Annotated in this window: 13 protein-coding genes and 1 riboswitch; of the genes, 7 read left to right on the forward strand and 6 right to left on the reverse strand. The window is 61.7% G+C overall.

Annotated elements, in window-relative coordinates; all coding sequences use genetic code 11:
- Positions 1 to 2: 2 nt before the first annotated feature.
- The 5 genes from M8523_RS17065 to M8523_RS17085 are packed head-to-tail and all read right to left on the reverse strand — an operon-like array spanning position 3 to position 3,023.
- Positions 3 to 248 carry a hypothetical protein gene (locus M8523_RS17065; protein WP_282586094.1) on the reverse strand — a complete coding sequence of 82 codons (246 nt, stop codon included), beginning with the start codon at positions 246 to 248 and terminating at the stop codon, positions 3 to 5.
- Complete coding sequence (locus M8523_RS17070) at positions 245 to 1,435, reverse strand: NADH-quinone oxidoreductase subunit D (protein ID WP_282586095.1); 1,191 nt, start codon at positions 1,433 to 1,435, stop codon at positions 245 to 247. Before M8523_RS17070 ends, M8523_RS17065 begins: the two co-directional genes overlap by 4 nt.
- The gene (locus M8523_RS17075; protein WP_282586096.1) at positions 1,432 to 2,046 is read right to left on the reverse strand and encodes an NADH-quinone oxidoreductase subunit C; all 615 of its coding nucleotides are present in this window, start codon (positions 2,044 to 2,046) and stop codon (positions 1,432 to 1,434) included. Before M8523_RS17075 ends, M8523_RS17070 begins: the two co-directional genes overlap by 4 nt.
- Positions 2,047 to 2,082: 36 nt before the next feature.
- A complete protein-coding gene (locus M8523_RS17080) occupies positions 2,083 to 2,688 on the reverse strand; it encodes a NuoB/complex I 20 kDa subunit family protein (RefSeq protein WP_428350759.1) in 606 nt (201 codons plus the stop codon).
- Complete coding sequence (locus tag M8523_RS17085; protein ID WP_282586098.1) at positions 2,658 to 3,023, reverse strand: NADH-quinone oxidoreductase subunit A; 366 nt, start codon at positions 3,021 to 3,023, stop codon at positions 2,658 to 2,660. Before M8523_RS17085 ends, M8523_RS17080 begins: the two co-directional genes overlap by 31 nt.
- A 567-nt stretch (positions 3,024 to 3,590) precedes the next feature.
- A riboswitch (TPP riboswitch) is annotated at positions 3,591 to 3,706 on the forward strand.
- A 171-nt stretch (positions 3,707 to 3,877) separates the two neighbouring features.
- Here M8523_RS17085 and M8523_RS17090 point away from each other — a divergent pair.
- The 3 genes from M8523_RS17090 to M8523_RS17100 all read left to right on the forward strand — a co-directional run bounded on the left by M8523_RS17090 (position 3,878) and on the right by M8523_RS17100 (position 5,871).
- A complete protein-coding gene (locus M8523_RS17090) occupies positions 3,878 to 4,561 on the forward strand; it encodes an ABC transporter permease (RefSeq protein WP_282586099.1) in 684 nt (227 codons plus the stop codon).
- A gap of 26 nt (positions 4,562 to 4,587) precedes the next feature.
- Complete coding sequence (locus tag M8523_RS17095) at positions 4,588 to 5,523, forward strand: ABC transporter substrate-binding protein (protein WP_282586100.1); 936 nt, start codon at positions 4,588 to 4,590, stop codon at positions 5,521 to 5,523.
- 66 nt (positions 5,524 to 5,589) lie between these two features.
- Positions 5,590 to 5,871: an accessory factor UbiK family protein gene (locus M8523_RS17100; RefSeq protein WP_282586101.1), complete on the forward strand. Its 282-nt coding sequence runs from the start codon at positions 5,590 to 5,592 to the stop codon at positions 5,869 to 5,871.
- A gap of 119 nt (positions 5,872 to 5,990) precedes the next feature.
- Here M8523_RS17100 and M8523_RS17105 read toward each other — a convergent pair whose 3' ends face one another.
- Positions 5,991 to 6,500: a VOC family protein gene (locus tag M8523_RS17105; protein ID WP_282586102.1), complete on the reverse strand. Its 510-nt coding sequence runs from the start codon at positions 6,498 to 6,500 to the stop codon at positions 5,991 to 5,993.
- Between the two features lie 177 nt (positions 6,501 to 6,677).
- Between M8523_RS17105 and M8523_RS17110 the strand changes: the two genes are divergently transcribed.
- The 4 genes from M8523_RS17110 to M8523_RS17125 all read left to right on the forward strand — a co-directional run bounded on the left by M8523_RS17110 (position 6,678) and on the right by M8523_RS17125 (position 13,715).
- Positions 6,678 to 8,213, forward strand: a complete 1,536-nt coding sequence (locus tag M8523_RS17110; RefSeq protein ID WP_282586103.1) for an efflux transporter outer membrane subunit — start codon at positions 6,678 to 6,680, stop codon at positions 8,211 to 8,213.
- Positions 8,210 to 9,613 carry an efflux RND transporter periplasmic adaptor subunit gene (locus tag M8523_RS17115; protein ID WP_282586104.1) on the forward strand — a complete coding sequence of 468 codons (1,404 nt, stop codon included), beginning with the start codon at positions 8,210 to 8,212 and terminating at the stop codon, positions 9,611 to 9,613. Before M8523_RS17110 ends, M8523_RS17115 begins: the two co-directional genes overlap by 4 nt.
- Positions 9,614 to 9,678: 65 nt before the next feature.
- Positions 9,679 to 10,476 (forward strand): ParA family protein, encoded by a 798-nt coding sequence (locus tag M8523_RS17120; protein WP_282586105.1) that lies wholly within the window; start codon positions 9,679 to 9,681, stop codon positions 10,474 to 10,476.
- Between the two features lie 95 nt (positions 10,477 to 10,571).
- A complete protein-coding gene (locus M8523_RS17125) occupies positions 10,572 to 13,715 on the forward strand; it encodes an efflux RND transporter permease subunit (protein ID WP_282586106.1) in 3,144 nt (1,047 codons plus the stop codon).
- Positions 13,716 to 13,737: the final 22 nt, after the last annotated feature.

A 13,737-nucleotide genomic window follows, 5' to 3' on the forward strand; every position in this document is an offset into this window, starting at 1 on the left:
TCTCAATTCAGCTTTTCGCAGACCTGATTCGGACTGCTGTGACACAGGTAGGCCGAGGTCGCCTTTTGGAGAATCATGTAGGCCCCGCCGTTGTTATCGGAGAAACCTGTCTTAATATCGTAACCGTCCACGAGGAGTTGACGGACGGGTCCGAACTTTGCGACGCCTCCTGTCCCCACCTCAACCTGCTGCGCCGAGACCGGCGACGCGCCGACAAGAGCAACGGCCATAACGGCTGCCGTCTTCACCGATCGACCTCGCCGAAAACGATGTCGATCGAGCCGAGGATCGCCGACACGTCGGCCAGCATGTGCCCACGGCACATGAAATCCATCGCCTGGAGATGGGCGAAACCTGGCGCCTTGATCTTGCACCGATAAGGCTTGTCGCTGCCATCCGAGACCAAATAGACGCCAAATTCACCTTTTGGTGTCTCGACCGCCGCGTAGATCTCCCCCGCGGGCACGTGAAACCCTTCGGTGAACAACTTGAAGTGGTGGATGAGAGCTTCCATCGAGCGCTTCATCTCAGCGCGCGACGGCGGGGTCAGCTTCCCCTCGCGCGCATGGACCGGCCCCTGGTTCTCAGGCGCCAAAAGCTTCGCCACACATTGCTGCATGATGCGTGTCGACTGCCGCATCTCCTCCATACGGATCACCTGACGGTCGTAATTGTCACCGTTGGTGCCGACCGGAATATCGAAATCCATCTCCTCGTAGCATTCATAGGGCTGGCTTTTGCGCAGATCCCAGGCCGCGCCTGAACCCCGCACCATGACGCCCGAAAATCCCCACTTCCAGCATTCTTCAAGGGTCACGACGCCGATGTCGACGTTCCGCTGCTTGAAGATGCGATTGTCGATGAACAGGTCGGAAAGATCGTCCAGGACCTTCAGGAACGGTTCGCAGAAGCCCCCGATGTCCTCAACCAACTGACGCGGAAGATCGGAATGGACGCCACCCGGTCGGAAATAGTTCGCGTGCATGCGGGCGCCGGAGGCGCGCTCGTAGAAGACCATGAGCTTCTCACGCTCTTCGAAGCCCCAAAGGGGTGGCGTGAGAGCGCCGACGTCCATCACCTGGGTCGTGACGTTCAGAAGATGCGAAAGGAGGCGGCCGATCTCGGCGAAAAGCACGCGGATCAATTGCGCCCGTCTTGGCACCGTGATCCCCAGCATGCGCTCGATCGCGAGGCAGAAGGCGTGCTCCTGGTTCATCGGCGCGACATAGTCGAGGCGGTCGAAATAGGGCACGTTTTGAACGTAGGTTCGCGCCTCCATCAACTTCTCGGTGCCGCGATGCAGCAAGCCGATATGCGGGTCGACGCGCTCGACGACTTCGCCGTCGAGTTCCAGAACGAGCCTCAGCACTCCATGCGCGGCCGGATGCTGCGGTCCGAAATTGACTGCGAAGTTGCGAAGGTTGTGCTCTGTCACTGGGAAGCCTTTTCATCGCCAGGAAGCGCCGCGATCTCGATCCCTTCCCAAGGGGACAGGAAATCCCAGTTGCGGAATTCCTGGGTCAGACGCACGGGCTCATTGACGACACGTTTTTCCTGATCATCCCACCGGACCTCGACGAAGCCGGTCATCGGAAAATCCTTACGCAGCGGGTGACCCTCGAACCCGTAATCCGTGAGAATGCGGCGCAGGTCGGGGTGACCGGAGAATAAGATCCCGTAGAGATCGTAAGTTTCGCGCTCGAACCAGTTCGCCGCCGGGAAGACGTCGATCAGTGAGGGAACCGGCGTGACCTCGTCGGTCATCGTCTTCACGCGGATACGGCGGTTGTGTTTCGGAGAAAGAAGGTGAAGCACAACGTCGAACCGCTTGGGGCGCTGTGGATAATCAACGCCACAGAGATCCGTAAAATTGATGAACAGACAAGCTGGATCGTCACGCAGGAAGCGAACGACATCAACGAAACGGGATGAGTCCACCACAAGTGTCAGTTCGTCGAAGCGGACGGTCGCGACAATGTCGGCTCCCGGATGAGCCGCCACAATCGCCGCACCAAGATCTGCAAGCGAACCCGCTTCAGTGCTCATACGAGATTTATCTCCAATACCGCCGCGTCCAAGCGCTTAGCGCTCGATCGTTCCCGTGCGGCGAATCTTACGCTGCAGGAGCAGCACACCATAAAGCAGGGCTTCCGCCGAGGGCGGGCAGCCCGGAACGTAGATGTCGACGGGAACAATGCGGTCACAGCCGCGCACGACCGAATACGAGTAGTGATAATACCCGCCACCGTTGGCGCAGGACCCCATCGAGATGACGTACCGTGGCTCGGGCATCTGGTCGTAGACCTTGCGCAGGGCCGGAGCCATCTTGTTGGTCAGTGTACCGGCCACGATCATCAAATCCGACTGGCGCGGGCTGGCGCGGGGCGCGAAGCCGAATCGCTCGGCATCATAACGGGGCATGGAGAATTGCATCATCTCCACGGCGCAGCAGGCGAGCCCGAAGGTCATCCACATCAGCGAGCCCGTGCGCGCCCATTGGATCAAATCGTCGGTGGCAGTGACAAGAAAGCCCTTGTCGGCCAATTGGTCGTTCAACCCCATGAAGTAAGGGTCGTCCGATCCTATCGGCTTGTTGGTGCGTGGGTCGATGATGCCCCGCGGCTTCGGCGCGATCTCGGTCGCCGTCGGATTGCTGATCAATCCCATTCCAGGGCGCCCTTCTTCCATTCGTAGACGAAACCGATGGTCAGCACGAAGATGAAACTCATCATCGACCAGAACCCGAACGTACCCACATCCCGGAACGCGACCGCCCAGGGGAACAGGAACGCCACTTCAAGATCGAAGATGATGAAGAGAAGCGACACCAAATAGAACCTGATGTCGAACTTCATGCGCGCATCGTCGAAGGCGTTGAAGCCGCACTCGTAAGCCGAGAGCTTCTCGGGATCCGGTGACTGGAACGCCACGATGAAGGGCGCAATCAGAAGCGCACCGGACAGAAGCACCGCGATGGCGATAAAGATCACCAGCGGAAGATATTGGTTAAGCAGACTCGGCATGAAACTTCCGCGCCTCGATGAACGAGGATCGACGGACCGACACGCCCAGACCGAACGCCGACCCCGTCTACCTTGGAGGAGAACTAATCGACGGTGGGGTGGCTTGCAAGGCGAAAGGAGAGCGGGGAGACGCGCATTGTGTGCAGTGCGGCGAATTGGCTGACAAACCGTATCTTCCGCCACACCCGAGTGAGAGGCGGCCGGGCCGGCGAGATAAGGTCGGCCTTGAGCGACCTATAGCTCGGTAGCTCGGCGCGCATTCGGGATTGTCGCGATTCCCGCCCTTGACCGACGAGTGCCGAAAACTGGTCAGAGGGACAAGAACGGCACCGCATCCTCGGGCGAACCTGCAATAAGGCTGCGGCTGAATGCAGATGTACGGATCATACCTCCTGCGGGGCGCTGAGTTCGATTGCGATGCTGGGCCCGCAATGTCAGGCCATCGGCTCGCGAATAGCAGCTATGTCCCTAGAAACGACGCAGGGGATTGAAGGACAACGTTGCGCCGCCTCTGCTCCAAATGTCGGAAAAACAGCCTTGTGGCACCGACGAATGCCGGATAGATTTTCGTCGACGTCGGGGTGTTCGGCCTTTCAAGCCGAGCTGAGAGCTCTCGCCCGTGAGAGAAACCCGTTGAACCTGAACCGGATCATACCGGCGGAGGGAACGACATTATGCCAAGACTCGGCTTGTGGCCGACGCATGATCTGGCCCGTGACTTAGTTGGCCAAGACCCACCCCCTGCCCTTCCCTGGCTATCGCGTCGTTTCGGCGTTCACGCCTTGGGTCTCCGGCGGATCCCGTGGACGGCTGTATTCACTCTGTGCGCGGCTCTCACGGCCTGGGAGTGCGCGGTGCGGATCTACGCCGTCCCGCCATTCCTGCTGCCAGCGCCCTCGCGGATCGTGGGAACGCTGGTGTCGCGCTTTTCTCTCATCTGGCCCGATGCCCTGGTGACGTTCGGCGAAATGGCCGGCGGCCTGATCTTCGGCGTCGCGGCGGGTATCGCGGCGGCGTTGCTGATGGCGGCAACACCCTTGATCGAACGTGCGCTTGGTCCTCTTTTGGTGATCACGCAGGCTCTTCCGGTCTTTGCCATCGCACCGTTGCTCGTGATCTGGCTCGGCTTCGGCCTTGCGTCGAAGCTCGCGATGGCAGGGCTGATCATCTTCTTTCCCGTATCGACAACCTTTCTCGAAGGCCTGCGCCGGACCGACGAGAACCTGATCGACCTCGCCCGGCTTAATCATGCCAGCCGCAGGGACATCCTCCTGTTGATCCGTGTGCCGGCTGCCCTTCCCGCTCTTGGCAGTGGATTACGGGTCGCCGCCGCGAGCGCGCCGATCGGCGCGATCATCGGAGAATGGGTCGGATCTTCATCCGGGCTCGGTTTGATGATGCTCCACGCCAACGCCCGCATGCAGACCGACATGGTTTTCGCCGGCCTGACCGTATTGGTCGTGTTTTCGATCGCATTATGGGGACTGGTCGGCATCCTCAGTCGCCGCCTCGTCTTCTGGGCGCCCGACACCCTCTGACAACATTATCCCTGGAGAACAACGCCATGCGCCTTCTCGCACTGGTTCTTGCTGCCATGCTTGCTGTTTGGAGTCCGGCCCGGGCCGACGACAAATTGACGGTCCTGCTCGACTGGTTCGTCAATCCGGATCATGCCGCGCTCGTCATCGCCAAGCAGGGCGGTTACTTCACGAAACATGGTCTGGACGTCACCTTCATCGAGCCGGCCGACCCTGCCACCCCACCTCGCCTTGTTGCGGCCGGCCAGGGCGACATTGCTTTGTCGTACCAGCCGAGCTTCTATCTCTCCCGCCAGGAAGGCATGAATCTCGTGCGCGTCGGCGCCGCAATCGCGACGCCACTCAACACGCTTATCGCCCTTCAGGACGGCCCCATCAAGACTCTCGCGGACCTCAAGGGAAAGCAGATCGGCTATTCCGTTTCGGGGTTCGAGGACGTGATGCTCGGTGCCATGCTGGCCAAGGCCGGGTTGAGCATGGCAGACGTCAAGCTCGTCAACGTCAATTTCGCATTGACCGAAGCGCTCGTCAGCAAACAAGTCGATGCGGTCGTGGGCGGCTATCGTAATTTCGAGTTGACCGAAATGAAGCTCGCGGGTCATCCCGGCCGCGCGTTCTTTCCTGAAGATGTCGATTTCCCGGCCTATGACGAGCTGATCTACGTGACGACGCCGGACAAAGCCAAGGACCCGAAGACACGACGCTTTCTGGATGCCACCGAGGAGGCAACGCTCTTCATCCTCAATCATCCGGACGACGCCTGGGCCATGTTCATCAAAGCCTATCCCAAGCTTGACGACGCGCTGAACAAGCAAGCCTGGACCGACACGCTCCCTCGGCTCGCGCAGGATCCCGCCGCGGTCGACTACGGTCGCTACACCCGCCTCGCGGACTACCTCAAGGCCAAGGGATTGCTCAAGGCGACCGAGCCGGTCGACAGCTACGTCTACAGTGTCCGGTAGCAAACGAGTCCCTTGCGCGCCGCGCGGCCGCACGCCATGTGTGAGGCCGTTTGACAGGAGCACACGATGGCGCCGCGCGGTCGCATTTTCGATGATATGGCGAAGCTCATGACGGATGCCGCGGGCGTCGCCCAGGGTGTTCGTCGGGAAGCTGAAACGGCGATGAAGACACAGGCCGAACGCATCCTGTCCAATCTCGACGTCGTGTCTCGCGAGGAATTCGAGGCGGTCCGCGACATGGCGGCACTCGCCCGGGACGAGAACGAGGCCTTGAAACGGCGCCTCTCCGCACTTGAGGAGAAGCTTGCGGGAACGACGGCAGCTGGTCCGGCCGGGATCGACGTCTAGACGGGCCGAAGGCCGGTCAGGTCGAGATCACCTCGCTCCCCGCAATTCGCGGGGGCGATCGATGCGGGACGCACAGACTGTAGGCGACCCCGCCTCTTGTGAGGCTTGAGCTGGCAATCTCACCCGAGTTCCGGCTCTCGCAGCAGACCTCGAAGGTCGAGTTGCTCCGTCACCATGGCGATTTGGCCGTTTCGATCCATGGGCCAAAGCTCTCGCGGCCGGTCCCAGTAGAGTTCGACGCCGTTCTGGTCGGGGTCACGGAGGTACAGGGCTTCGCTCACTCCGTGGTCGCTGGCGCCATCCAGAGGAAATTTAGCGGCAACGAGCCTTCGAAGCGCATCGGCGAGATCGGCCCGCGTCGGGTAGAGGATCGCGATATGGAAGAGCCCGGTGGTGCCAGGCGGCGGCGGAGACCCGCCCCGGCTTTCCCACGTGTTCAGCCCGATATGATGATGATAGCCGCCTGCCGAGATGAAGGCGGCCTGGGTCCCGAACCGCTGCATCAGTTCGAATCCCAAGACGCCACAATAGAAAGCGAGCGCCCGCTCGATGTCTGCGACTTTAAGGTGAACATGGCCGATGCCGACGCCGCGTGCGATCGGTTTTGCCTGTGAATAGGTCGTGGTCACGGCCATCTCCTTTGCTGCGAAAGGGCGATTTCGGGAGCCTGCGGAATTATACGGGCGGCCGGCCGTTCGAGCCAGCTGGGGATAGGCTGTCGTTCTGCCATAATCCTCAAGCTTAAGCACTGCAACGATGATACACCGCAGACCGGCGCGACCTGAGTTTTGAGACGACGTCCAGTGATGCTTGCGCGATCGAGGTTGCCGGCGGAGGTTGCCAGCCTCCGCGGCATGTTCCGTCTCCTGGTAGGGGCCGCGGGAACATTATTGGCGTCCTGCTCCTTCGACTCGACAAGGCCCGATGTGAACATCGCGGTGCCGGCTGCCTTCGAGCACTCCGGTGCCAAGGCCAGCGCCCCGATCAGCACCGATTGGCCGGCCCAGTTCGGCTCTACCGAGCTGGCCCGCCTTGGCCGCTCGACCGCCGACAATAATCTGGACATCCAGGCCGCGGCAGCGCGCATCCTTCAGGCGGATGCGCAGGCGCAGATCACGGATGCGGCCCTGCTTCCGACCCTCGATGGCTCAACGAATGCGAGCCGGAGTTGGAGTCCCTCAACGATCCGGTCGAAGACCGGTCCTTTCACGACCTCGGCCAATAACTCCTACCAGCTCGGCTTGAGCGCCTCCTACGAACTGGATCTGTGGGGCAAGAACCGGCTTGCGGGATTGGCGGCCGAGCACACCGCCGTGGCCACGCGTTTCGGGCGCGACGCCGTAGTGCTTTCTTCGGTCGCCGCGACCGTCAATGCCTATTTCACGGTTCTTGCCGCGCAGGACCGACTGAAGGTTGCCGATGACAATCTGAAAAGCTCGCGTTTTATCCTCGAAGCCATCAAGGGACGTCTGTCGGTCGGCACGGTGACGGCGCTCGAAGTGGCGCAACAGGAAAGCGTGGTGGCGCAACAACTTGCGTCCTTCCCACCTTTGCAGCTTGAGTTGCAGCAGGCAAAGACGCAGATCGCAATTCTGGCGGGTCGGACGCCCGAAAGCCTCAAGATCGCGGGAGGCACCCTGACAGCCCTGAAGGTCCCGCCCTTGCGGGCCGGAGTGCCCTCGCAGTTGCTACGCCGCCGGCCCGATGTGGCAGAGGCGGAATCGACGCTGCTCTCAGCCGACGCCAGCGTAGCCTCTGCCCAGGCGGCTTTCTTTCCCTCGATCAGCCTCACTGCCAGCGGCGGTCTCGAAAGCCTCCTACTCAAGACGCTGCTGCGGCCGGAAGCCGCATTCGGATCCTTGGCGAGTGGGCTGACGCAGCCGTTGTTCGATGGGGGCGCCCTGCAGGGGAACCTTGCTCTGCAGGAAGGGCGTGCACGCGAGTACCTGGCGGATTACCGAAAAGCCATCATCCAAGCCTTTGTCGACGTGGAAAATGCCTTGATCGCGGTGCAACAGGATACCGAACATGTGAAGCGGTTGTCCGACGTGGTGGACGCATCCCGACGCGCCTACACGATCACCGAAGCGCGACTGAAAGAAGGGACCATCGATATCGTGACGGTGCTCCAGACCGAGCAGACACTTTTCAGCGCCGAGGATGCACTCGTCGTCGCTCGCCTCAGCCAGTTTCAGGCTTTAGCGAGCTTGGCGCAGGCGCTGGGGGGTGGTTGGGTGCAACCAGCAAGCGTCGTCATCCCACCCGTGGGCGGTGCTCTCCCGGGAGCCGAACGAATATTGTCGGGGCCGGTCTCAGCAGCCTTGTCGGGGCCTCGCACGTGAAAAAGGTCGTCTGGCTTGTGCTCGTTCTGGTGGCGGCCTTCGTTGCGGCGGAACGCATCCCTGCGCTGCGCGCCAAGCTTCCCTGGCTCCCGAATGTTCCAGGACTGACCAACGTGGCTGACACCGGCCAGAACCAGGCCGCCGGAGCACCTGACACCACAGGCGGACGCCGTCGTGGCGCGGGCGGCGGGGGGCGGCGAGGCGGCGGAGACGGACCAACCCCGGTTCTCGTGGCAGCCGCGCAAACCGCGGATGTGCCGGTGACCGCCGATGTTCTCGGCACGGTTCAGGCCACCAACAACGTGACGGTGAGAAGCCAGGTTGACGGCAAGCTCATCGAGTTGGACTTCCAGGACGGTCAGGATGTGACCAAGGGCGACGTTCTGGCCCGTATCGACCCGGCGCCCTTCCAGGCGACTTACGACCAGGCTGTTGCCAAGAAGGCCCAGGACGAAGCGAACCTCGCCAATTCCCAGGCGGATCTCATTCGCTACACCAAGCTCGCCGCCACGCAGTATGGGTCCGCGCAGCAGGCTGACACGCAGAAGGCGCAGGTGGCGCAAAATAAGGCCCTGATCCAGCAGGACCAGGCTGCCATCGATAGTGCGAAGACCACGCTTGACTACGCGACGATCCGCGCCCCGATCACGGGACGAACCGGCATTCGACTGATCGACGCCGGCAATGTGGTGCATGCCTCCGACGCCACCGGGATCGTGACCATCGCCGAAGTTCGGCCGATCGCCGCGATCTTCAACCTGCCGCAACAGCTCCTCGGGCAAATCAATGCCGCCCAGGCCGGCGGGCCGCCGCTCAAGCTCGAAGCGTCAAGTCCCGACTCGCACGAGGTGATCGAGACGGGGACATTGCAGGTCATCGACAATAGCGTCGATCAGACCACCGGAACCGTGAAGCTGAAAGGCAGCTTCCCCAATTCCGACCTGCAGCTCTGGCCGGGCCAATTCGTGAATCTTCGTCTCACGATCTCGGTCGAGCGCAACGTCGTTGTCGTTCCTACACCCGCCATTCAGCGTGGTCCGGATGGGCCCTTCGTTTTTATCGTTCAGCCGGACGCCACGGTTCACCTGCAAAAAGTGAAGGTCGGGCGACAAACCGAAGATCGCAGCGTGATCGCGGAAGGTCTCAAACCGGGCGACAGTGTCGTCACGACAGGCTTCACCCGTCTGACGGACGGGGCCAAGGTAGCGGTGTCAAAACCCACAGCCGACGCTGAAACGAAAGGGCCTGCCGATGCGGGCCAGGCGGTCCAGCCAGCGGAGCCAAACACCGGGACCGACAGCGGCAATCGCAAAGCCCGCCATCTCCACCGAAGTAATTCGGCGCAGGCTGAAGGCTCAGCTGGAACCCAGGCGAAACCGGCGCCTGCCGCGCAGGATTGAGTTCGAGGACAAAAAATAAGTGCCCTCCTTTAATAACCATGACAATTTTGTGACATACTTGATTCATGCTCAGGGGCTACTCCGCACGAATCATCGCTGTTGCCAATCGAAAGGGCGGCGTTGGGAAATCAACGACCGTCGTTAATCTTGCAGCGGAGCTTGCCAACCGAGGCTACCGGGTGCTGGCGGTCGATCTCGATCCGCAGGGCCATGCCGGCCTGGGACTTGGCATCCTGGCGCGCGCCGCCGACAAGACGGCTCACAGCGCCCTCGTCGAACGGCAGGTCTGGCTCGGAACAAGCATTCGGTCGACAGCGATCAAGAACCTGGATGTTCTCCCGGCGGATCGTGAGTTCGACGGCGTCATCCACGCGTCCGATCCGCGCTGTCTCGCCAAGGCTCTCGCGCCCTTGCGATCGCGCTATGACGTGATCCTGATCGATACGCCTCCCGGCAGCGCCAACCTGATCGTCTGCGCCCTCCTGGCGTCAGACGGCGTTCTGGTGCCTACGCTGCTCGAACATCTCTCCTTCGATGGGGTGCGGCAGTTCTCGCGCACCTATCATCACGTCGCGATGGGGTTGAATGCCGCACTGATGGGGCTCGCGATTGTCCCGACGCGGGTCGACCTGCGAAGCAAGGTCCAGCAGCATGTGCTCAGCCAGCTCAATCGAGGGTTCGGCCTCAGTCAGGTGATGCCTGGCATTAGGGTCGACATTTCTCTGTGCGAGGCCTTCGGGCATCACGAACCTGTTCGCTGCTACAAGTCCGGAAGCCGGGCGGTCGGCGACTTCGCCCGGGTGGCAGACGACGTGATTCACCGCTTCGCGTGTCACGAGATTGGCGTGGAAGCCGTCAATTAGCCATTTAAGCGCCGTAGAAAGACATCTACGAGTCCTGAACTTGGTAGGGTGGTGCGCGTCAACATCAGCAGAGATCATGCGCCGGGATGGCCCGCATGAACGTCTCCTCCCTGTTTATCCTGAGGCCGATAGCGACGTCGCTTCTCGCGGTGGCAGTTCTGCTTGCGGGCATTCTCGGGTACAGGCAGCTTTCCGTCGCCTCGTTGCCGCAAGTCGATTTTCCGACGATTCAGGTCACCACGCAGCTTCCGGGCGCGAATCCTGACACGATCTCCTCGCTTGTAACGGCCTCGCTCGAGCGTCAATTCGGCCAGATCCCGTCGCTCGCGACCATGTCGTCGCAAAGCTCCTTTGGCCTGAGCCAAATCACTCTGCAGTTCGAACTCGGGCGCGATATCGATGCAGCCGCGCAGGATGTGCAATCGGCCATCAATGCGGCGGCTTCAACGCTTCCGAAGAACCTGCCGTACCCGCCCACCTATTCAAAGGTAAACCCGGCCGACACGCCCATCCTCACGCTCGCGCTGACCTCGGATACCGTGGCGCTGCGCAGCCTGAGCGATGTTGCCGATACCCTGCTGGGGCCCCGATTGAGCCAGGTCACCGGCGTCGGCCATGTGGCGGTCGAGGGCAACATCCGGCCGGCGATCCGCATCCAGGCCGACCTCACACGGCTCGCGGCCTATGGCATCGCCATCGAGGATCTGCGCAACGCCATCGTGGCCGCCAATGTGGCGGGATCGAAAGGCTCGCTCGACGGCAAGCAGCAGGCCTACACGATCGAGGCCAACGATCAGATACAGGCTGCAGACATCTATAAGACGATCGTGGTCGCCTATCGCAACAATGCGCCGGTGCTGCTGCGGGATGTCGCCGACGTTCTCGACGGCCTCGAAAACGCGCGCGTCGCCGGCTGGTACAAGGGCCACCCGGCCGTCATCATCGACGTGCAGCGTCAGCCGGGCGCCAATGTGGTCGAAACGGTCGATCGGCTGAAACGCGAGATTCCGAAGCTGAAGGGCTCGCTGTCGGCCGGCGTGGATCTCCAGATCGTCCACGATTCGACGGAAACCATCCGGGCCTCGATCGCCGATGTGCAGTTCACTCTGGTTCTGAGTGCTGCTCTCGTGGTGCTGGTGGTGTTGCTGTTTCTGCGCACCTTACGCGCCACGATCATCGCGGGCGTGGCCCTGCCCTTGTCGATCGTCGCGACCTTCGGGGTCATGTGGTTCGCGGGCTTCTCGCTGAACAATCTGTCGCTCATGGCCTTGACCATCTCGACGGGATTCGTCGTCGACGACGCGATCGTGATGATCGAGAACATCGTTCGCAAGATCGAGGAAGGCGAGACACCGCTCCAGGCGGCGCTGAGTGGCGCGCGCGAAATCGGCTTTACGGTGATCTCGTTGACCCTGTCGCTTGTCGCCGTCTTCATCCCGCTGCTGTTCATGACCGGAATCGTTGGCCGCATGTTCCGGGAATTCGCCCTCACGCTCACCTTTTCGGTGGTGGTCTCGGCCGTGGTGTCGCTGACGCTCACGCCGATGATGTGCGGGCGATTGCTCAAGGCCGTCCCGCACGATTTCCGCGAGCCCTGGTACATGCGGCTGGCCGAAGCCCCGATCACCGGCATGGCTCGGTTCTATGAGATGACGCTCCACTGGGCTCTGCGGCGACAAAGTCTGATGTTGCTTCTCACCCTCGTCACGATCGGGATGACGGCCTACCTATATCTTGTTGTGCCGAAAGGGTTTCTGCCAGATCAGGATACGGGATTGATCAAAGCCGTCATCGAGGGGTCGCCGACGGCATCCTTCGCCGACATGGCTCGCCTTCAGGCAGAAGCCGAGGCCGCGATCCGCGACGATCCGGATGTGACCGGTGTTGTAACGGTGCTCGGTGTCGGTCTTCTCAATCCCACTCCGAACGTCGCCAGCCTACAGATCGGGCTGCGCTCCGCGGAAATCCGAAAAAGTACAGCCGCCGCCGTTTCCGAACGGCTCCGCGAGCGGCTCTCCCGAGTGCCAGGGCTTACGGCCTACGTGAAGCCGGTGCAGGATATTCAGATCGCCACGCAGACGAGCCGGTCCCAGTATCAATACACGCTCACCTCGACCGACAATAGCGCGCTCAGCGACTGGACTCCGAAACTCGTCGAGGCCATGCGCCGGGACGGCACCTTCCTGCATGTCGCCAACGAGGTGCAGGACGGCGGCCTGCGGGCTTTCGTGGACATCGACCGCGGCAAGGCAGGGCGCCTCGGCGTCTCGGCACAGCTTATCGACGACACGCTCTATGACGCCTTCGGCCAGCGCCAGATTTCGACCATCTACGCCCAGGCGAACCAATACCGGGTCATTCTGGAAGCTGCGCCCCGCTATCTTACAGATCCGGCCGTGCTCGACCGGCTTTACGTCGGCATTTCAGGCGGCGCGCAGGTGCCGCTCGTATCCTTCGCGACGCTGAAACGCATCACGGCACCGCTCTCGATCGCGCATCTCGAACAGTTCCCCAGCGATACGATTTCGTTCGACCTGCCGGAAGGAACGTCGCTCGGCGAGGCCGTCCAGAGGATCTCGACGATCGAACAAGGCATCAGCATGCCCGATACGGTGATCGGCAGCTTCGGAGGCGACGCGGCCGAATTCACCAAGTCGCTCGCCGGCGAACCATGGCTGATCCTGGCCGCTGTCGTGACGATCTATCTGGTTCTCGGCGTGCTCTACGAGAGCTACATCCATCCATTGACGATCCTCTCCACCCTGCCCTCAGCCGGCGTCGGGGCCATCCTGGCCTTGATGCTGTGCAAGCAGGAACTCTCGATCGTTGCCTTGATCGGCATCATCCTGCTGATGGGCATCGTCAAGAAGAACGCCATCATGATGATCGATTTCGCGACCGCGGCCGAGCGCGAGGAGGGTTTAAGCCCGTTTGACGCGATCGAGCGGGCGTGCCGCCTGCGTTTTCGCCCGATCATGATGACGACGCTCGCGGCCCTTTTTGGCGCCGTCCCCCTCGCTTTCGCGCATGGCTCTGGCGCCGAATTGCGTGTGCCCCTGGGGATCACCATCATCGGTGGTCTGTTGGTCAGCCAGGTGCTGACCCTCTATACGACGCCGGTGATCTATCTGCTGATGGACCGCGTCGGTCGCCGCTTCGGCCTCGGCATTCAACGCGGCGAAGCGATCCCAATCGAGGAGGAACGCTATCCCGTGGTGTCTCAGAGGGCGGCGGAGTAAGGCAGCTTTCCTGATCAGCAGG

It is taken from the genome of Lichenifustis flavocetrariae, assembly GCF_026130545.1.
Lineage (GTDB): Bacteria > Pseudomonadota > Alphaproteobacteria > Rhizobiales > Beijerinckiaceae > Lichenihabitans > Lichenihabitans flavocetrariae.

Bases quoted from the DNA above. Each gene is read 5' to 3' on its own strand.
- M8523_RS17100 (WP_282586101.1), top strand. From the start codon at position 5,590: ATGGCGCCGCGCGGTCGCATTTTCGATGATATGGCGAAGCTCATGACG.
- M8523_RS17095 (WP_282586100.1), top strand. From the start codon at position 4,588: ATGCGCCTTCTCGCACTGGTTCTTGCTGCCATGCTTGCTGTTTGGAGT.
- M8523_RS17080 (WP_428350759.1), bottom strand. From the start codon at position 2,688: ATGGAAGAAGGGCGCCCTGGAATGGGATTGATCAGCAATCCGACGGCG.
- M8523_RS17075 (WP_282586096.1), bottom strand. From the start codon at position 2,046: ATGAGCACTGAAGCGGGTTCGCTTGCAGATCTTGGTGCGGCGATTGTG.
- M8523_RS17125 (WP_282586106.1), top strand. From the start codon at position 10,572: ATGAACGTCTCCTCCCTGTTTATCCTGAGGCCGATAGCGACGTCGCTT.
- M8523_RS17120 (WP_282586105.1), top strand. From the start codon at position 9,679: ATGCTCAGGGGCTACTCCGCACGAATCATCGCTGTTGCCAATCGAAAG.
- M8523_RS17085 (WP_282586098.1), bottom strand. From the start codon at position 3,023: ATGCCGAGTCTGCTTAACCAATATCTTCCGCTGGTGATCTTTATCGCC.
- M8523_RS17110 (WP_282586103.1), top strand. From the start codon at position 6,678: ATGCTTGCGCGATCGAGGTTGCCGGCGGAGGTTGCCAGCCTCCGCGGC.